Annotated in this window: 16 protein-coding genes and 1 tRNA gene; 5 read left to right on the top strand and 12 right to left on the bottom strand. The window is 60.7% G+C overall.

The window, feature by feature from the left end:
• Positions 1-19: 19 nt before the first annotated feature.
• The 4 genes from K7B09_RS08015 to K7B09_RS08000 are packed head-to-tail and all read left to right on the top strand — an operon-like array spanning position 20 to position 6,707.
• Complete coding sequence (locus K7B09_RS08015) at positions 20-1,480, top strand: DUF3375 domain-containing protein (protein WP_425507848.1); 1,461 nt, start codon at positions 20-22, stop codon at positions 1,478-1,480.
• Positions 1,467-2,186: a DUF4194 domain-containing protein gene (locus tag K7B09_RS08010; RefSeq protein WP_223628666.1), complete on the top strand. Its 720-nt coding sequence runs from the start codon at positions 1,467-1,469 to the stop codon at positions 2,184-2,186. The genes K7B09_RS08015 and K7B09_RS08010 overlap by 14 nt, the downstream gene beginning before the upstream one ends.
• Positions 2,183-5,557: an ATP-binding protein gene (locus K7B09_RS08005; RefSeq protein WP_223628663.1), complete on the top strand. Its 3,375-nt coding sequence runs from the start codon at positions 2,183-2,185 to the stop codon at positions 5,555-5,557. The genes K7B09_RS08010 and K7B09_RS08005 overlap by 4 nt, the downstream gene beginning before the upstream one ends.
• Positions 5,544-6,707 (top strand): Wadjet anti-phage system protein JetD domain-containing protein, encoded by a 1,164-nt coding sequence (locus K7B09_RS08000; protein WP_223628660.1) that lies wholly within the window; start codon positions 5,544-5,546, stop codon positions 6,705-6,707. Before K7B09_RS08005 ends, K7B09_RS08000 begins: the two co-directional genes overlap by 14 nt.
• A gap of 43 nt (positions 6,708-6,750) precedes the next feature.
• Here the strand turns inward: K7B09_RS08000 and K7B09_RS07995 are convergent, their stop codons facing one another.
• The 11 genes from K7B09_RS07995 to murJ all read right to left on the bottom strand — a co-directional run bounded on the left by K7B09_RS07995 (position 6,751) and on the right by murJ (position 17,444).
• Positions 6,751-7,260 (bottom strand): PIN domain-containing protein, encoded by a 510-nt coding sequence (locus K7B09_RS07995; RefSeq protein ID WP_123237538.1) that lies wholly within the window; start codon positions 7,258-7,260, stop codon positions 6,751-6,753.
• Positions 7,241-8,320, bottom strand: coding sequence for a helix-turn-helix domain-containing protein (locus tag K7B09_RS07990; RefSeq protein WP_223628655.1), 1,080 nt, complete (start codon positions 8,318-8,320; stop codon positions 7,241-7,243). Before K7B09_RS07990 ends, K7B09_RS07995 begins: the two co-directional genes overlap by 20 nt.
• Positions 8,321-8,409: 89 nt before the next feature.
• Entirely contained in the window at positions 8,410-9,021 is a 612-nt protein-coding gene (locus K7B09_RS07985) for a type IV toxin-antitoxin system AbiEi family antitoxin domain-containing protein (protein ID WP_223628648.1), read from the bottom strand.
• Between the two features lie 91 nt (positions 9,022-9,112).
• Positions 9,113-9,661: a helix-turn-helix domain-containing protein gene (locus K7B09_RS07980; RefSeq protein WP_223628642.1), complete on the bottom strand. Its 549-nt coding sequence runs from the start codon at positions 9,659-9,661 to the stop codon at positions 9,113-9,115.
• The gene (locus K7B09_RS07975) at positions 9,645-10,007 is read right to left on the bottom strand and encodes a helix-turn-helix transcriptional regulator (protein WP_223628639.1); all 363 of its coding nucleotides are present in this window, start codon (positions 10,005-10,007) and stop codon (positions 9,645-9,647) included. Before K7B09_RS07975 ends, K7B09_RS07980 begins: the two co-directional genes overlap by 17 nt.
• A gap of 428 nt (positions 10,008-10,435) precedes the next feature.
• Positions 10,436-10,511, bottom strand: a tRNA-Thr gene (locus K7B09_RS07970).
• A gap of 28 nt (positions 10,512-10,539) precedes the next feature.
• Positions 10,540-11,490, bottom strand: a complete 951-nt coding sequence (ispH, locus tag K7B09_RS07965; protein ID WP_223628637.1) for a 4-hydroxy-3-methylbut-2-enyl diphosphate reductase — start codon at positions 11,488-11,490, stop codon at positions 10,540-10,542.
• 7 nt (positions 11,491-11,497) lie between these two features.
• Positions 11,498-11,998, bottom strand: a complete 501-nt coding sequence (lspA, locus tag K7B09_RS07960; protein ID WP_223628636.1) for a signal peptidase II — start codon at positions 11,996-11,998, stop codon at positions 11,498-11,500.
• On the bottom strand, positions 11,998-14,784 hold the full coding sequence (gene ileS, locus K7B09_RS07955; RefSeq protein WP_223628787.1) for an isoleucine--tRNA ligase: 2,787 nt from the start codon (positions 14,782-14,784) through the stop codon (positions 11,998-12,000). The genes lspA and ileS overlap by 1 nt, the downstream gene beginning before the upstream one ends.
• A 59-nt stretch (positions 14,785-14,843) precedes the next feature.
• Positions 14,844-15,800: a bifunctional riboflavin kinase/FAD synthetase gene (locus K7B09_RS07950; RefSeq protein ID WP_223628635.1), complete on the bottom strand. Its 957-nt coding sequence runs from the start codon at positions 15,798-15,800 to the stop codon at positions 14,844-14,846.
• Between the two features lie 54 nt (positions 15,801-15,854).
• Positions 15,855-17,444 (bottom strand): murein biosynthesis integral membrane protein MurJ, encoded by a 1,590-nt coding sequence (gene murJ, locus K7B09_RS07945; RefSeq protein WP_223628785.1) that lies wholly within the window; start codon positions 17,442-17,444, stop codon positions 15,855-15,857.
• Between the two features lie 207 nt (positions 17,445-17,651).
• On the opposite strand from murJ, the gene rpsT reads away from it, so the two are divergent.
• Complete coding sequence (gene rpsT, locus K7B09_RS07940; RefSeq protein WP_223628633.1) at positions 17,652-17,921, top strand: 30S ribosomal protein S20; 270 nt, start codon at positions 17,652-17,654, stop codon at positions 17,919-17,921.
• Positions 17,922-18,001: 80 nt separating this feature from the next.
• On the opposite strand, the gene obgE is transcribed toward rpsT, so the two are convergent.
• On the bottom strand, positions 18,002-19,057 hold the full coding sequence (gene obgE / locus K7B09_RS07935; protein WP_223628629.1) for a GTPase ObgE: 1,056 nt from the start codon (positions 19,055-19,057) through the stop codon (positions 18,002-18,004).
• Positions 19,058-19,106: the final 49 nt, after the last annotated feature.

Below are 19,106 nucleotides of genomic sequence, written 5' to 3'. Positions count from 1 at the left end.
CGCACTTTGGAGCATGGGAGTGAAAGCAGACAAAGCCATCGCGACCTACCGGCGCATGCGGGCGCAGCCGCTGTGGCGTCTGCTTGCCTCGACTACCGGGCCTACCGTCATTGGCCTGCTTCAGTCCCATCTGTATGAGGGCGAGCGAAGCCTCCCTGCCTCCATTTTTCACGAACGCATCGCAAGGGATCTGGAAGAGCTGCGCGCCCAAGGCGAAGACTTTCCCCAAACGGCACAGGCGTATGTCGCCAGCTGGCTCGCCGATGGGTTCCTCGAGCGACGCTTCCCGGCTGGGGCTTCAGAAGAGGAATATGAACTCTCCACGGCGGCCGTCGAAGCCATTCGGTTTGTCTCTGGACTGGCACAGCCGCACTCAGCCGCGACCGAAAGCCGCCTGACGCTCGTCATCGAGGCCTTGGCCCGACTTGCCGAGGACACAGACACCGACAAGTTCCGCCGCATCGACCGGCTCATGGCCGAGCAAGCCCGCATCGACAAGGAGATTGACGCTATCCAGAAGGGGCAGATGCGCGTGCTGCCCCATACGACGGCACTCGAGCGCACGCGGGAGATCATCACGCTGGCCGATGATCTGGCAGGTGATTTCCGCCGTGTTCGAGATCAGTTCGACCAGCTGAATCGCGATCTGCGTGAACGCATCATGGACAACGATGGCAATCGTGGAGATGTGCTGGATTCGCTGTTTGCCGGAATCGACCTGATTTCAGAGAGCGACGCCGGAAGGACTTTCTCCGCTTTCTGGCGATTGCTGACGGACCCAGAACAGGCGGCCACGCTCGACCAGGCGCTCGATAACGTCATGTCGCGGGAGTTCGTGGGGCAGCTCGAAGCCAAGGAGCGACGATTCCTTCTGCGGCTGACGCGCACCCTTCTTGAGCAGGGCGGCATGGTTCACGAGGTGCTCCAGACCTTCGCGCGCAGCCTGAAGTACTTCGTCCAGAGTCGTGAATACCTCGAGCAACGCCGACTCAATCACCTGTTGAAAGACGCCCAGCGCGCAGCACTGGCCCTGAAGGATGAAGTCAGGGCCACAGAAACCCTCCAGTACACGCTGGAACTCACGAGCAGTCGGTTGCGCTCCTTGTCTCAATGGGTTCTGCACGACCCATCCCTACAAGCATTGCCCGGTCAGATGGCAGCAGGGGATGCGCCGCCCATCGATCTAGAGTCTGTGAGCGAACTGGTCGCACAGTCCGAGATCGACTTCCGAACCCTGAAGGCCAACGTGCTGGCAGTCCTGGAGCAACGCTCCCAGGCATCAATTGCCGACGTGCTGGAGCAGTTCCCTGCTGCACAGGGGCTGGGCAGCGTCGTCGGCCTGCTGGCGTTGGGTAGTCGGCATGGGTTCAAGGCCGACCACAGTGAAACCGTAGGCTGGGTTGGAGGCGACGACGAGCGTCGTAGCGCCCGAATTCCAAAGATCTTCTTTTTGAGGGAGCGGGCCAATGAACTGGTCTGAAAATGGGTCCATCAGCGACGAATCGGCAGTGCCAGCCGAAGCACAGGCTCCAGATGCTGCTCAGGCACCCGCCAACACCCTGTTCCTGGGCGACAGCGGCGAGTTGCCACTGGATACCCGGCGCGCCCTGGTGCAGCTGCTGGCAGGGCCATCGCTCGACGGACGTCGGCATCCAAAACTCTGGCCGATCTTGGTACGAGACGAAGCGGTGATCCGTCGGCGTCTTGCCGAGCTGTTTCTCGAACTGGTTATCGACCGAGACGTACAAGTGGCTTTCACGCGCCAGGCAGATACCGGCGACCTTGAGGTGCCTCTCCTGTTGCGTCGTGCCCAGCTGACGTTCATTGACTCCATTCTGCTGCTCCACCTTCGCCAGCGATTGACCCAGGCGGACTCGCAGGGCGACCGTGCCGTGGTGTCGACAGACGAGATCACGGAGTTTCTCTCCCTCTATGAGCGCGCCGCCAACACCGACCGTGCAGGGTTCGTGAAACGGGTTCATGCCTCCATCGAGAAGATCAAGAAGCACAGCATTCTTCAGAAAATTCGCTCGAGTGAGGATCGCTTCGAGATTTCGCCGACGCTGAAGCTCCTCTTCTCGGCAGAGGAAATACAAGCGCTGACGCACCTGTATCAGCGCATGGCGGCCGGAGAAACGCCAGCGCAGCTGGTTCAGACTGAAGCTGATGAGGAGGCTGACCAATGATCCCGGAACCCCAAACCGCCTCCTTGTTTGCCCGCGAGCAGTTCCGGATGACCCGCCTGCAGGTTTACAACTGGGGTACTTTCTCCGGCCTGCACGACGTGCCGATCAGCGAGCGAGGCTTTCTGTTTGTGGGTCGATCCGGCGCTGGGAAGTCGACGCTGCTCGATGCATTTTCGGCGTTGCTGACGCCACCTCGCTGGATCGATTTCAATGCGGCTGCGCGCGAGGCAGACCGCAGTGGCCGAGACCGGAACCTCGTCACCTACATACGTGGTGCGTGGGCAGAACAGAAGGATGGGGAGTCGGGTGAGATCGCAACGCGCTACCTGCGCTCGGGGACAACGTGGTCAGCCTTGGCACTGAGCTACCAGAACGCCTTGGGCCAGTCTGTGGTGTTGGTTCAGGTGTTCTGGCTGCGGGGCAATGCGAACGGCAGCACCGACGTCAAACGCCACTACCTTGTCATGGAGCGGGCCTTTGACCTGCGCGAGCTGGAGGACTTCGGCCAATCCAACTTCGACATCCGTAAGCTCAAGCAGTCCTTCCCGGAGGCATTCGCCCGCGACGAATTTCGTCCCTATTGCGAACGGTTCTGCCGTCTGCTCGGCATCGAGAGCGAAATGGCGCTGCGTTTGCTGCACAAAACCCAGTCGGCTAAAAACCTCGGCGACCTCAATACCTTCCTGCGCGACTTCATGCTCGACAAGCCCGAGACCTTCGAGGTGGCGGATCGCTTGGTCACCGAGTTTGGAGAGCTCAATGCGGCCCACCAGGCAGTCGTCACGGCCCGCGAGCAGGTTCAAACGCTCGCGCCAGCGCGGGACCAGCACCTGCGCAGGGACTCGCTGATGCTGCAGCGCAATGGCTTGGATGAGCTTCGGTTGGGGGTTGATGGCTACCGTGAGACTCGCCGTATTGAGCTCCTCAAAGAGCACGTGGCATCCCTGGGGGTGCAAGCCAACGGTTCAGAAGGTGAAGTGGGGCGACGTCAAAGCAAGCTGGATAACCACGCCGCAATCCTGCGCGATCTGGAGCGGCAGCACCGTGAAGCAGGCGGTGATCAGATCGAGCAATGGGAAGCCGAGAAATCGGGGCTGGAGGGCCAGCGCACGGATCGCCTGCGCAAACGCGGTCAGGCCGAAGATGCGTGCAAGAAGCTGGGCTGGAGCCTTCCTGATTCGCCTCAAGCCTTCGCAGAACTGTTGGGCAACGCGCGGCAGGAAGTCGAAAATTGGGAACAGCGCAGTAACGATAGCCGGGCCGAGCAGTTCCGCCTGGACCGAGAAAAGAAAGATGCCGAGACCGCGTTTTCGCAAGCACTGAAAGAAGTGCAGGCACTTCAGCGCCAACCATCGAACATTCCGGCGGACATGCTGGAAATGCGTAGAGACATCGCCGCCGCCATCGGCATCTCGGAGTCGGCACTTCCCTTTGTTGGCGAACTCGTCGAGGTGAAGCCTGACGAGGCCGAATGGCAGGGGGCCATTGAGCGCGTACTGCATGGATTCGCGCTCTCACTCCTGGTAGACGAGCGCCAGTATTCAGCGCTAGCCAACCACATCAACACCACCCACCTCGGCCAGCGCCTGGTTTATTACCGGACTGGCCGCCCGGAGACCTGGCAGGCCAAGCCCATTGGTGGCAACTCGCTTGTCCTCAAGCTGAACGTCAAGGAGGGGGCGTATGCCGATTGGCTCCAGGCCGAGCTACGGCAACGCTTCGATTACGCGTGCGTCGATTCCATTCAGTCGTTCAGGAGTGCTGATCGCGCCATCACCCGCGAGGGTCAGGTCAAGCACAGCAAAACCCGGCACGAGAAAGACGACCGCAGAAGTGTCGGCGACCGGCGAAACTGGGTGCTCGGATTCGATAACCGCGAGAAGCTCGGGCTCTTTCAAGCTCAGGCTCAGGAGCTGGCTGACACCATTTCGCGCCTCGGCGGGGAGATCGACAAGCTCTCCGACCAGGACAAGAATCGTGCGGCCCGAGCGATGCAGTGCCAGACTCTGGTGAATCTCCAGTGGCAGGAAATAGATGTGCTCCCATTGCTGGATCGCATCTCCAGCATTGAACGGCAGATCCGCGAAGCGCGGGAGGGAAATACCACCCTGCTGCAAATCAGCGAGCAGATCGGTGAACAAAAGAAGCTCGTCGAGGATGCTGACAAGGAGCTTCGCCAGGCAACACGCGCGCACGACTCGATTCTTGACCAGATCAAGACCAGCACCCAGAAACTGGAATCCCTCTTGCAGGACGCGTCTATCGTTCCATTGACGCCCCATCAGGTGTCGGGTCTCGACGAGCGCTTCGCCAAGCAGTCAGATGCAGTCCGGCTCGACAACCTCGACAAGGTGACAACGACCGTAGAACGCGCACTCAATGCGGAGATCGAAGAGGTCAACCGTGGGATTGGTGCCTGCGAGAAGGAAATAGAAGCACGCTTCGCTGATTTCAAAAGGCAATGGCCGATGGACGCGGGCGACATGGACACGAGCCTTGCCAGCGCGCCAGATTTCTTCGCCAAACTGGTTCGGCTGGAGACGGATGGACTGCCCGCCTATGAGCAGCGATTCTTTGAACTGCTACAGAACCAAAGTCACCAGAATCTGGCGGCGCTTTCCACCTACCTGAACGATGCGCGTAAGGCGATCCTGGAACGGATGGATCTGGTCAACGACAGTCTTGGCCAGGTGCCCTTCAACCAGAGTGCCAATCAACGCACCTATCTCCACATCGACGCCAGTGACCGGCAGCTTGTCGACGTCAAGGAGTTCAAGCAGGAGATCCAGCAGGCGCTGAGTCATGCATGGACGGAGGATCGCGAGTTTGCCGAGGCACGGTTTCTGGCCTTGCGACGACTTGTTGATCGACTCGCCAGTCAGGACCCCGAGCAGAAACGTTGGCGTGAGACTGTGCTCGATGTTCGACAGCATGTTGAGTTCATCGGACGGGAAATCGACGAAAGCGGTGTCGAGGTCGAGATCTACCGCAGCGGAGCAGGCAAGTCCGGCGGCCAACGACAGAAACTGGCCACTACGTGCTTGGCCGCAGCCCTGCGATATCAACTGGGCGGGAACGACCACGGCGTGCCGATGTATGCGCCCGTCGTGCTGGATGAAGCCTTCGACAAGGCGGATAACGAGTTCACTGCTTTGGCGATGAACATCTTTACCAATTTCGGATTCCAGATGGTGGTCGCTACGCCATTGAAGTCCGTCATGACCCTTGAGCCATTCATCGGTGGCGCCTGCTTCGTGGATATCAGCGACCGACGCGTGTCAGGCGTTCTGCTGATCGAGTACGACGGTGATCGTCAGCGGTTGAAGCTGCCAGAGCACGCACGAGAGGAGGCTGGCGTTGAAGCTTCCTGACGATGTTCGGCAGTTCCTTGCCCGTCGCTTTCAAAGCAAGCACCGCGAGTGGTTGATTGGTGATGCGGGCGAGGATCAATGGCCGCTGGAAGTTCCGCTCGGCATACCGACGGAACAGGCTGCGCTAAGGCAGGTCGACGGCGTTCGTGCTTGGGTGAGCGCATGGCAAGGTTGGCAAGGAGTCGGCTCCTTGTCCTGGTGTGAGCGCAGGTGGAAAGCGCTTGGCGTTCAGCGACTACCGGAGAAGCTAGCGTTGGGCGGCCCAGAGGATGTTGCCATGTGGATTGGTGAGTCCGCGCGATGGGAGCGTGCTCAATCTCGCTACCGGACACTCACCGCTCGCTGGCCGGTACTGGCGCAGCCGTTGCCAAGGTACTTTGATGTCCTGGCGGACTACGGCGATGCCGATTTTCGTCGGCTTGCAGAGATGCTGGATTGGATCGCGAACCATCCACAATCCGACCTCTACCCCCGCCAGCTGCCGGTGTCCGGGCTGGATAGCAAATGGCTTGATGGGCGCAAAGGGCTGCTGACGGATCTGGTGGCCGCAATACATGAGGACTCCTCCAGCGACCTGGACTTCTACCAGCGCTGCGGACTGAAGGCACCTCCACTCCTTGTGCGAATGCGGGTGCTGGATCAGGCATTGCGAGCCAGGGTCGGCGGCGTGGGTGACATCACTGCACCCGTGGAAGATCTGGCAGGTCTCAATTTGCCGGTCTCACATGTGTTTATTGTCGAGAACCTTCAAACGGGACTGGCAATGTCCGACATGCCGGGCGCTGTCGTGTTCATGCGCCTTGGCTATAACGTCGACGTGTTGGCCCGTTTCCCATGGCTTGCCCGCGCAAAGTGCATTTACTGGGGTGATTTGGACACCCATGGATTTGCCATCCTGCATCGAGCCCGTTCATACATTCCAGAGTTGCAATCCGTGCTCATGGACGAAGACACCTTGCTGCAACACAAAGCGCTGTGGGTGGATGAGTCGGCGCAGCATCCATCAACGGAACTGACGCTTCTGACGGAGCAAGAGCAGCAACTCTATCGGGATCTCAAGCAGCAGCGCTGGGGGCAAAACGTTCGCTTGGAGCAGGAGCGGATCGACTGGGCTACCGCATGGAGCACGTTGCAGCGGGCATTGGCCTAAAGCCACTGGCCCGCAGTGGTTGACTGCCGATGGCAGAACCTGATCAGCGCAGCGCGTTCAGTACTTTTTCGGCTTCCGGCCAGGGCAGCCGTCGCTTGCCAGACTTCATTCGGTCAAGTGCCTTGAAGGCGTCGTCGACTGACAGCAGCTGGTTCTCGATCATGGCGCACAGCAGCCCGATGGTGCCCATGACGTTGACCTGCTCCTTGTTGGCAACAATCCGCAAATTGGCGTCGCCGGTCAGCAAAGTGCAAGTCTCTTGCTTTGCAAGCGCCAGTGCCAAGTAGTCGTTGTGACTGGGCTTGGGACCGTTTTTCGCGGGAAGCAGATGGTTGTGCTGGCCTGGCAACTGCTCGGCATACGCCACGAAATCGCCGTTGACCTCCATGACCTGCAAGCCCAGGTCTTCAAGGCCAGGGCTGCCCGGTTCAATTTCTTCGTAGTACAGCAGATCAGGGATACCGAACTGCATCGGAAGCTGGAAGAGCGTCTCCATCAACGCTCCCGCTTCCATATCGATCAAGATGTTCGCATCACTGATGAGCAACCGCATCCGATGACTCCAGCTGGCGTTCTTTGTGGAAGCGCATCATCGGGATGCCCAGCAATTCCGCCGCCTTGCCTTCGGAAATGTATTGCTCGGCCAAGGCGCGGTACACCAATTGATCAAACAGTCGTGGATGCTCTTGCGGCAGTGGCTGGCCAGGCTCAGTCTTGCGCCAGCCCTTGGCCGAAAACCGCTTGAACATGGAGAGATGAGCCGCCTCGGTGATCACGCCACACTGTTTGGCGCGCTGCAGCCATCCGGTCATCGACAGACCGAACTCGTGCTTAAGCACATACAGCTCTTGCCATTCCAGCGCATGGCGTTGTGCCCCAAGCAACTGCAACACCGCGACACGCGGAGCCAGGAAGGCACCGGCGAACCGGTCGCAGGCTTTCTCCTCGTTGATGCCGTCAGCCAGTCGCCCTTCGAGCAGCAGGTGCCCCAGCTCATGCGCCAGGGTGAACCGTTGCCGATCACCGGGCCAGCGTTTGGAAACAGCCACGACCGGGTACTCCCGGCCATCTTCGGTCTGTGCCTTGGCCGTCAAGCCAGAGAAGCCCGGGTTCTCTTCATCGACCACGATGACCAGCAAGCCAAGGCCTTCGAGGGTGTCGGTGAGGTCAGCAATCGGATTCAGCCCCAACTGCCAAGCGTTGCGGACCGAATCCGAGAACGCATCGATCTCATCCAGCGAGGTGATGTGCTCGGGCAGATTCGCGGGCGGCGCAAAAGCCGGGAACGGCAGTTCGGGAAATGCGCCGAGCAACTCCACGCGCTTCTCCACCAACTCGACGACCTTGATCTTCAGCGCATCCTGCGCCGTCTTGCCAAAGGTCGAGAGCTTGCGGAACTCGGGCTGCAGCAGTTCAACCGTATGCGTACGAAAGAAGTATTCGGTCCGAATGCCGCAGGCGCGGGCCAGCTTGAGCAGCTGAGTCGACGAAGGCGTCAGCAGACCCTTCTCGTACTTCTGGATGGCGGTGTGAGAAACACCCACCTGTTCGCCCAACGCACCCAGGGTCAGACCTGCCGCCAATCGTGCTTGACGAATGCGATCTGCAATCATGACGCCTCCTTGAGTTGGGTTTAAAACAACCGCAATCCTACAAAATTTTTAAACCAAAGAGAAGCCCGCCCGTCTCGGCGGCCGTGGTGTCAGTCGTGGGCAACTGCTTCCATGTAGGGGCGCATCACGGCGGCGACGCGGCAATCCTGAGCGTAGCGCCACAGATCATCGGCAGACGCCTTGCGCGTCCTCCAGGCGTCTTTCAAGGCCTCCAGCGCCACATCCAGACCGATCTTGTTGCGATGTTTGAAGCAATCGACCACGGACTTGGCCGGGCTGTAGATCCGCGCCTTCACCCCGTTGCACAAGTGCTCCTCGACGCCTGCCAGATGAGCGCTACCGGCCATCTGAACCATCCGGATCGGCGGATAGTCGATCCGGGGTGAGTGGCTGCCGCGTGGCATGGCGATCCAGACTTGACGCGGTAGTTGGGTGGTCAGCCCGTGAAACTGGAGTGCGGTGAGCAGGCAGAACACGGCTTGTGGCACCCTGGTGGCGACAAGGGCAAGACTCTCAAATTCCGTCACCTGTGCGCCTGGCAGACGGTAAAGACCACGCCCGACCCGTTCCAGCAGTCCTGCTGCAGTCATGCGCGTCAGGATGACCCGGGGCGAGCCGATGGCGTCCAAGTCGCTGGCACGTAGCAGCCCTCTCCGGCTGGCCAGATCAAGGATGCGCTGGGTGTGGGTCTCGGAGAGCATTGATGGAGTGTGTTCCATTTGTTCTCCAATTTCAACTAATCAACGAAATATCGGAACTTAGGGCAACACACTTCGCCACGCCCCGTCCCAACTACGGGGCATCAGCATTCCCTTTTGCCGGGTACCGGCATGGGCGCAGGTGATGCATCTCCCAGAGGAAGAGTTCCTCGATGCTGAAGCGGATGACGTCACCGTTTGCGATCCGGTAGAAAGGAATGCCGAGCCGCAGGCGTTCCTGATTCTGGTGAATCCAGTAACCGGGCAAGCCAGTGATGTCGACTACATCTTTGGCGGAGTAGAAAACCCGGTCACGGCGCTCCGGCCGCTTCAGCATCATCTGCTCGATGGCGTCTTCGCGTGCTGTGGGTGACGATTCGGACAACGGGCGTCCGGTTGGGGATTTCCAAGTGACCCGAGCCTTGCGCTCGAAGGCCTCGACCTCCATCAGAAGGTAACGGATAGATCTGTTGAGGTGCCAGGCGGGCGGGCCGATTCCTTCCGAGCGCCACTTTTGCAGCGTCTTGGGTGAGAGATTCCACCTCGAGGACAACTGGTTTTCATCGAGGACCGGATACGTGATGACTGGCTCATCCGGGCTGGGCGCAACGCCCTGCTTGTTGGCATCAACCTTGGGCTTCATCGCGCGCCTCCGTCAGCGCGGCCTCGGCCGCTTCAAGACTGCCGTACTGCGCGATGAGTGCGAAGGCCTCGCTCAAGTAGTACCGCTTTGGTTCGGGGGCGGCGGGCGCGGGAGATTCGACAACGGGCTGCGCGTCGCATAAAGATGGCAACGGCGCTTCGTTGGACATGCCCTGGCGGATCGCCTGCTCATAGGTGACGATCTCATCCACTGGATAGCGGACAGCCTTTGAGAGCTTGATATACGGCGGGCCGCGTTCTTCGCTGCGCCAGCGTTGTAGGGTCTTGATGCTGACGTTCCACCGATGTGCAAGCTCCGTTTCGGTGAAGGCGGGTTCGGTTTGCATGGCATTTCCTTTCGTCGTTCGTGCCGGGCATTACGGCGACAAACGAGAGGAAAGCCAAGTTGCGGCCCCGAGATTCCCCGGCAGTCGTGGCAACTGCGAGTGCCAATCTGCCTCTCTGAACTTACAATCATGGGCATGTGCGGTTGCGCGAAATCCTTCCCCGGAATCGCGCGAAGGTCTCAAGGCTTCCGACCGGGGCTGAGAGCCTACTGATATGTGGGTTTGGTTTTCTGTTAAACTCCACCACCAATACACAACGCCCAACTGTTCTCAGTTGGGCGTTTTTGTTTGAAGCACCCGGTCATCATGCAGGTATTACTGGCCACTGTGCGTCAACGATCTGCCCTGCGTGGCGACTGGTCGCTACATGAAAAACCGCGCCGTAGCGCGGTTTCATCGATATTACGGCAAGTCTGAGGAAACTAAATTGGTGCCGAAGAGAGGAATCGAACCTCCGACCTACTGATTACGAATCAGTTGCTCTACCGACTGAGCTACTTCGGCGCAGCTGGCTATGATACCGGCTGCCGGCTCAGTCTGCCAACACACGCAGTTCCTTGGGCAGGGCAAACACCATGCTCTCGGGCTCGCCGTGCAGTTCTTGCACATTGGCCGCGCCTAACGCATGCAGGCGGGCCAGCACGCCCTGCACCAGGACTTCCGGGGCGGATGCGCCTGCCGTTACACCGATGCGTACGCCGCCTGCTACCCACGCCGGGTCGATTTCGTCGGCTCCGTCGATCAGCCATGCACGTGCACCCTCGCGCTCGGCCAGCTCACGCAATCGATTGGAGTTGGACGAATTGGGGGAGCCCACCACCAACACCACCTCACAGCCATTGCGCACCAGATCGCGCACCGCGTCCTGGCGGTTCTGGGTGGCGTAGCAGATGTCGTCGTGCTTGGGGCCTTGAATATTCGGAAACTTCGCCCGCAGCGCAGCGATGATGTCGCGGGTATCGTCCACGCTGAGGGTGGTTTGCGTGGTGTAGGCGCAGTTGTCGGGTTGCTTGAGTTGCAACGTGGCTACGTCGTCACTGTCTTCCACCAGATGGATCTGGCCATCGTTGCCGCCGCGCCCCCACTGGCCCATCGTGCCTTCCACTTCCGGGTGCCCGGCATGGCCAATCAGCACCATGTCGCGGCCACGCCGATGGGTACGACTGACTTCCAAATGCACCTTGGTCACCAGTGGGCAGGTGGCGTCGAACACCTTCAAACCGCGCCGACCGGCTTCGGCGCGTACCGCTTGCGAGACGCCATGTGCGCTGAAAATCACGGTGGCGCCGTCAGGCACTTCATCGAGCTCTTCCACGAACACCGCACCGCGTGCTTTCAGATCATCAACCACGAATTTGTTGTGCACCACTTCATGCCGCACATAGATCGGCGCGCCGTAAATCTCCAGCGTCCGTTTGACGATTTCAATCGCGCGATCCACGCCGGCGCAAAAGCCGCGAGGGTTGGCAAGCATGACGGCCATAGCGTGATTATCCTTGCTTCGATGCGGGTTTGCCGCCCAGCACGCCAAACAGCGCCATGCCGATCGCGCCCCCCACTACCGCGCAATCGGCGATGTTGAATGCTGGCCAGTAATGCGTGCCCACATACCACTGTATGAAATCCACCACGTGCCCATGCGCGAAGCGGTCGATGACATTGCCCAGCGCGCCGCCGATCACCAGCGACAGCGGCAGCGCCTGCTTCCAGTCACTGCGTGGCGTGCGCGCCAGCATCCACGCCATCAAGCCACTGATGGCAAACGCCAACACTACGAAAAAATATGTCTGCCAACCACCGGCATCGGCCAGAAAACTGAACGCCGCACCGGTGTTGTAGGTGCGGTACCAGTTCCAGAAACCATCGATCACCGGTACTGCGGTGTATTCGGGCAAGTTGGCCAGCACCCACCACTTCGACCATTGGTCGAGGCCCAGAACCAGCATCGAGACCGCCAGCCAGGGAAGTGCATTGGGGCGAAGTCTGTTCATCAGAACCACTTCCGCACTTCGCCAGCACCGTCCACATTGCTCACGCAGCGGCCACACAACAGCGGATGCGTGGCGTGTGTGCCAACGTCTTCGCGATGATGCCAGCAGCGCACGCATTTGTGCTTCTGCGTTGGCTGCACGGAAACCGCAATCGTCTTGGCATCGGCATCCGGCACCAGTGTCACATCGCCACTGATCAGCAGGAAGCGCAGCTCATCGACCAAGGGCGAGAGCCAATTCTGATCGGCCACGCTGCAATGCAGTTCGATGTCTGCCTCCAGCGCCGCACCGATCTTGCCCTCGGCACGCAGTGGCTCCAACGCCTTGGTGACATGTTCGCGCAGGTCCAGCAGGCCTTCGAAATCCTTGGCTGCCAGCGGTGCGTCTTCCGGCAGCGCGGTCAGCCCGGTGAACCATGTGGCCAGCAGCACATTGCCTTCACGCTGGCCAGGCAAATGGCCCCACAACTCGTCGGCGGTGAAGCTCAGGATCGGCGCAATCCAGCGGGTGAAGCTTTCCGCAATCAGATACATCGCGCTCTGCGCGCTGCGTCGGCCGGCTGCGTTTTCCGGCATCGTGTACAGACGATCCTTGGTGACGTCCAGATACAGCGAGCCCAAATCGACGCTGCAGAAATTCATCAGCGTTTGCACCACCAGGGCGAAATCGTAATTGGCGTACGCCGCCTCGATGGTTTGCTGCACCTGCCAGGCACGATGCACGATCCAGCGATCCAGTGCCACCATGTCTTGCGCTGCAACCAGATGCTGCGCCGGATCGAAGCCGGACAGATTGCCCAGCAAGAAGCGTGCGGTATTGCGAATGCGGCGGTAGGCGTCGGCATTGCGCTTGAGGATTTCCTGCGACAGCGACATCTCGTTGCTGTAGTCGGTGCTGGCAATCCACAGGCGCAGGATGTCCGCGCCCAGCTTGTTCATGATGTCCTGCGGCTCGATCCCGTTGCCCAGTGATTTGGACATCTTGCGCCCGTGTTCATCGACGGTGAAGCCGTGGGTCAGGCATTGCCGATACGGCGCAGCCTTGTCCATCGCCACACCGGTCAGCAGCGAACTCTGGAACCAGCCACGATGCTGATCGGAGCCTTCCAAATACAAATCCGCCGGCTTGCCCAAACCGCGCGCGGCCACCACGCATTCGTGGGTGACACCGGAGTCGAACCAGACATCCAGAATGTCGGTGATCTTGTCGTAGTCCTTGGCTTCGTCGCCCAGCAACTCGGAAGTGTCCAGTGAATACCAGACATCGATACCACCCTGCTCCACCTTGGCGGCCACCTCGTGCATCAGCGTGACCGTGCGCGGGTGGATGTCGCCGGTTTCGCGATGCACGAACAGGGCAATCGGCACGCCCCAGGTGCGCTGGCGCGAGATCGTCCAGTCCGGACGCCCATCCACCATGCCGGCGATGCGCGCCTGTCCCCACTCCGGGTACCACTTGACCGTTTCAATCGCGGCCAAGGCATCGCGGCGCAGGCCGGCTTGCTCCATCGAAATAAACCACTGCGGGGTGGCACGGAACGCAATCGGCGTCTTGTGCCGCCAGCAATGCGGATAGCTGTGGGTGATCTTGCTGAAAGCCAGCAGCGTGCCGTTGTCACGCAGCACCTCGACAATCGCGTCGTTGGCTTTCCACACATGCAACTGGGTCAGGTCCACATCGCCGGCGTTCGGTGTGGACGGCAGATACACGCCGCGCCCATCGACCGGATTGAGCTGCGCTGCCGTGTACTTTTCGATCAAGCCGTATTTTTGCCCCACCACGAAGTCTTCTTGGCCGTGGCCGGGGGCGGTATGCACCGCGCCGGTACCGTCTTCGGCACTGACGTGATCGCCCACCAGCACGGGGATATCGCGCTCGGCGTAGAACGGATGCGCAAACAGCAGGCCTTCAAGCTTCTCACCCAGCGCGCGGCCGTGCACTGCCTCGTCGTTCACGCCATAACGCGCCAAAGCTTTTTCCACCAACGCGCTCGCCAGCACCAGCCAGCGCGGCGTGCCGTCGGCCTTGGCCGGGCCTTCCACGAGGCTGTATTCCAGCTCCGGCCCCAACGAGATCGCCAGCGAGGCCGGCAGCGTCCACGGCGTGGTGGTCCAAATCGGGATCGCCACCTCCACACCTTCCGGCAATTCGCTGCCAAACGCGCGGCTGACTTGCTGCGGGTTGCGCGCGCTGTAGGCCACGTCCACCGCCGGCGATGTCTTGTCCTGATATTCGATCTCGGCTTCGGCCAGTGCGCTGCCGCAGTCGAAGCACCAGTACACCGGCTTCACCCCGCGCAGCAGATGGCCGTTATCCACCACCTTGGCCAGCGCGCGGATTTCATCGGCCTCGAATTTGAAGTCGAGAGTGCGGTACGGGTTGTCCCAGTCACCCAATACGCCAAGACGCTTGAAGTCCTTGCGCTGCACGTCGATCTGCGCGGTCGCGTATTCACGGCACTTCTGCCGGAACTCGGTGGCATCGAGCTTGACGCCAACCTTGCCGAATTTCTTTTCGATGGCGATTTCGATCGGCAGCCCGTGACAATCCCAGCCGGGGATGTACGGTGCATCGAAACCGGCCAAGGTCTTCGATTTGACGATGATGTCTTTCAGGATCTTGTTGACCGCGTGGCCCAGGTGGATCGCGCCATTGGCATACGGCGGGCCGTCATGCAGCACGAATTGCGGGCGGCCTTTGGCGGCGCTGCGAATTTGCGTGTACAGGCCTTCCGCTTCCCAGCGCGCCAAGGTGTCTGGCTCGCGCTTGGGCAAATCGCCACGCATCGGGAATGCGGTGTCCGGCAGCAGGATGGTGGACTTGTAGGGGTTTTCGCTCTGTTCGCTCACGCGGATGCCTGTTGGGTCGATGCGTTCGTAAGAAGGATAGCCCGTGCACGTGCTTCATCCAGACGCATCTGGGTGACGAGTGCGGGCAAGCCGGGGAATTTTTCTTCGTCGCGCAAATGCGCCACGAATTCAACGTCGATGCGACGACCATACAGATCGCCAGAAAAATCAAACAGGTGCGCTTCCAGCAATGGCTCCACGCCATCCACGGTGGGCCGCGTGCCAAAACTCGACACCGAAGGCCACGGCGTGTCCGTCACGCCATGCACCCTCGTGGCATAGATCCCGTGCAGCGCCGGAGTCTTGCCGCGAAAGCGTAAATTGGCGGTAGGAAACCCCAAGGTGCGGCCCAATTGCCGTCCACGCACCACATGTCCGCCAATGGCATACGGCCGCCCCAACAGGCGCGTGGCCTGCGCGAAGTCGCCCCCCTGCAAGGCACTGCGGATGCGCGTGCTGGACACGCGCTCGCCATCTGCAAGTACCGGTTCAATCGCCTGTGCGCTAAAGCCCAAGGCCGCGCCCATGGTTTGCAGCAGTGCCAGATCGCCGCCGCGTGCATGCCCAAAGCGAAAGCCAGGGCCCACCCACACTTCGCGTGCGTCCAAGCGCGCCACCAGCACCGTGCGCACAAACTCCTCCGCAGGCATTTGCGTCATCGCTGCATTGAAGCGCAACAGACCCACGCCATCGCAGCCCAGTGCGCGCAGGCCCTCGGCCTTGGCACGTGGCAGCATCAAGCGCGGTGGCAGTTGCGCGGCAGCGAAGAACTCACGCGGCAAGGGTTCGAAGCTGAGCCCCACTGCCGGCACACCCAACACCCGCGCACGCGCCACCGCGTGGCCCACCAGCGCACGATGCCCCAGGTGCAGGCCATCGAAAGCACCGATGCAGACCACGCATCCTTGTGGGCAAAGCGCCGGCCCGGTGGTGTCGCGGAAGAGGTGGTTCATGAGTATCGCCAAGTATAGCTGCGGTGCAGCATCCGGGGCGGCCCCGCAAGCACCTCAGTGCTCGCGGAAATCACGCGGGCGGAAGCCCAGCGCCAGCATCGCCGCGCCATACGTGGCCGCGCCACCACCCACCAACAATGCCAGCCAGCCCAACCGCTGCCATTTGCCGACTTCGGTGAAGTCCGGTGCCAGATGCAAGCCATACAGCACCGCCGCCGCCATTGCCGCATTGGCCAGCAGCGTGCGCAGCAAGAAACTTGACCAGCCCGGCTGCAAATCGAACACGTCGGCCTTGCGCAGCCAGCGCCACAGCAGCAGCAAATTGAGATAGCTCGACAGCGCGCTGGCCACGCCCAGTGCAAAATGCAGGCCCGGCACATTGGCCAAGGTCTCCATCACCCCGCCCGTCTTGGCCGATGCGGGCACCCACAGCTGATACAGCAGTGCCAACATGCCCACGTTGAACACCATATTCGCCACCATCGCCACCAACCCGGCGCGCACCGGGGTTTTGGTGTCTTGCCGTGCATAGAACGCCGGCAACACAGTTTTGACCAATGCAAATGCAGGCAAGCCAAAGCTCAAACCGAACACCGACAAGGCGGTCATGCGTGCCGCTTCGGCGGTGAATTTGCCATATTGAAAAATGGTGGACACCAGCGGCAGCGACAGCAGCATCAAGCCCAGCATGGCCGGCAGGATGATGATCATGGTCGTGCGCAGCCCCCAGTCCAATGATTTCGAAAACCCGATACGGTCGGTATTGACGTGATGGCGCGACAGCGTGGGCAAAATCACCGTGCCCAATGCAATGCCGAACACGCCCAGCGGAAACTCCAGAAAGCGGTCGGCGGTGGATAGCCAACTCTGCGAGCCGTGCACCAGCATCGCCGCGATGAATGTGTCAAACAGCAGGTTGACCTGCGCCACCGACGAGCCCAACAGCGTGGGCACCATCAAGGTCACCACCCGGCGAATATCCGGGTGATGCCAGCCCCAGCGCGGCAGTACCAACAAATCCAATTGCGCCAATTGCGGCAACTGAAACAACAGTTGCAGCACGCCCGCGGCCAGAATGGCCCAGCCCATCGCCATGATCGGCGGGGTGGTGAATTTCGAGCCCCACAGCGCACCGGCGATCATGCACAGGTTGAGGATGATGGGGGTAAACGCCGGCCAGCCGAACCGCTGGAAACTATTCAGCGCACCGGCCGCCAATGCTGTCAGCGAAACAAACAGCAAAAATGGAAAGGTCAGCCGCAGCAGATCGGTAATCAACTGGTTTTGGCCCGGCGCCGGATCGGCTTGGGTAAACCCGGCGGCCAATTGCGGCGCAAAGATCATCCCCAGCGCGGTCACCAGCAGCAAGATGCCGCCCAAGGTGCCGGCGGTGCGCGCCATCAACTCGCGCAGTTCGGCGTGGCCGCGCTTTTCCTTGATTTCGGTGAATACCGGCACGAAGGCGGTGGAAAATGAACCTTCGGCAAACAAGCGACGCATGAAATTGGGAATGCGAAACGCCACCCAGAATGCATCGGTCATCCAATTGGTGCCAAAGGTAGTGTTGAACACCTGATCACGCACCAGCCCGAACACTCGGCTGAGCAGGGTCATGCCGCCAAACGAAAGCACCCCGCGGGCCATGCTGCGCGGCTTGCCGCCGCCGGCCTGTACTGGTTTGCTCACGCTTGCGCAGCCCGCCGGGCGCGCAGTCGCGGGGCTTGCTTTGGAGGTTTGTTGACCCAAGCCATTGAATCCGCCATAATTCTTAGTCTTCCCGAATCCATCGTTCGCCGGCTATTGTGCCAGCGGACGCATCCCGCCGACACCCCAGACACTTCAGGATTTCCAGTGGCCAATATCAAGTCCGCCAAAAAGCGCGCCAAGCAGACCGTGGTGCGCAACGAACGTAACGTTGCCCAGCGCTCGCAGCTGCGCACTGCCGTCAAGAAAGTCATCAAGGCGCTGGACGCCAATGACGCTACCGCCGCCACCGAAGCATTCGCCACCGCCCAGCCGCTGCTGGATCGTTTCGCTGCACGTGGCCTGATCCACAAGAACAAGGCCGCCCGTCACAAGTCGCGCCTGACCGCCCGCATCAAGGCGCTTAAAACCGCCTGATTCCGGGCCCGTTGGATTCGGTCGAAAACCCGGCGCAAGCCGGGTTTTTGTTTGGGGGTTGCTTGTACCGCAAGCCCCGTTCAAGGCGCCGAAGCTGCCGCCGCTTCCAGCGCGTCTTCACGCAACCGGTCAAAGAAGGTCTGCACCGCCAGCATGATCGGGCGGGTGCCTTCACGGCCCAGCGCTGAAACCAGGTACCACGGCTCGGTCCAGCCCAACTCGGCCACAATCGCTTCAGCAGCGGCTTTGGCTTCGTCTTCGAACATCAAGTCGGCCTTGTTCAGCACCAGCCAACGTGGTTTTTCCAGCATCGCCGGGTCGTATTTGCGCAGCTCGTTTTCAATTGCGCGCACCTGTTCGGCCGGGGAGGCTTCGATACCGCCTTCCATCGGCGCGATATCCACCAAATGCAGCAGCAGGCGGGTGCGCTGCACATGGCGCAGGAACAGGCTACCCAGCCCCGCGCCATCGGCCGCGCCTTCGATCAGGCCGGGAATATCGGCAATCACGAAACTGCGCCCCACTTCCACACTGACCACGCCCAAATTCGGGTACAGGGTGGTGAACGGGTAGTCCGCCACTTTGGGCGTGGCCGCCGACACCGCACGGATGAACGTGCTTTTGCCGGCATTGGGAAAACCCAACAGGCCCACGTCGGCCAGCAGCTTCAATTCCAGCCGCAGCACGCGGCTCTCGCCCTCGGTACCCGATGTCGCCTTGCGCGGGGTGCGGTTGACCGAGCTCTTGAAATGCATATTGCCCAGTCCGCCCACGCCGCCCTTGGCCACCAGCAGGCGCTGACCGTGCGTGGTCAGGTCACCGATGATTTCATCGGTATCGACGTTGTGCACCACCGTGCCCACCGGCACCGTGATGGTCTTGTCCTCGCCGGCCTTGCCATACATCTGGCTACCCATGCCGTTTTCACCGCGCTGGGCCTTGAAGCGGGTTTCGTGACGAAAATCCACCAAGGTATTGAGATTTTCGTCAGCCAGCAGCCAGACATCGCCGCCAGCACCGCCATCGCCGCCATTGGGGCCGCCCAGCGGAATGAATTTCTCGCGCCGAAACGCAATGCAGCCGTTGCCGCCATTGCCGGCGGTCACCATGATTTCTGCTTCGTCTACGAGTTTCATGCCTGCCTTCTCACCACTCCCGCCTGGGCCGGAGCTTTCAGTATCTTGC

It is taken from the genome of Thermomonas beijingensis, assembly GCF_020034655.1.
GTDB classification, from domain to species: Bacteria; Pseudomonadota; Gammaproteobacteria; order Xanthomonadales; family Xanthomonadaceae; genus Thermomonas; species Thermomonas beijingensis.
Note: the sequence above shows the minus strand (reverse complement) of the source record. Positions and strands in the feature narration are given on the sequence as shown.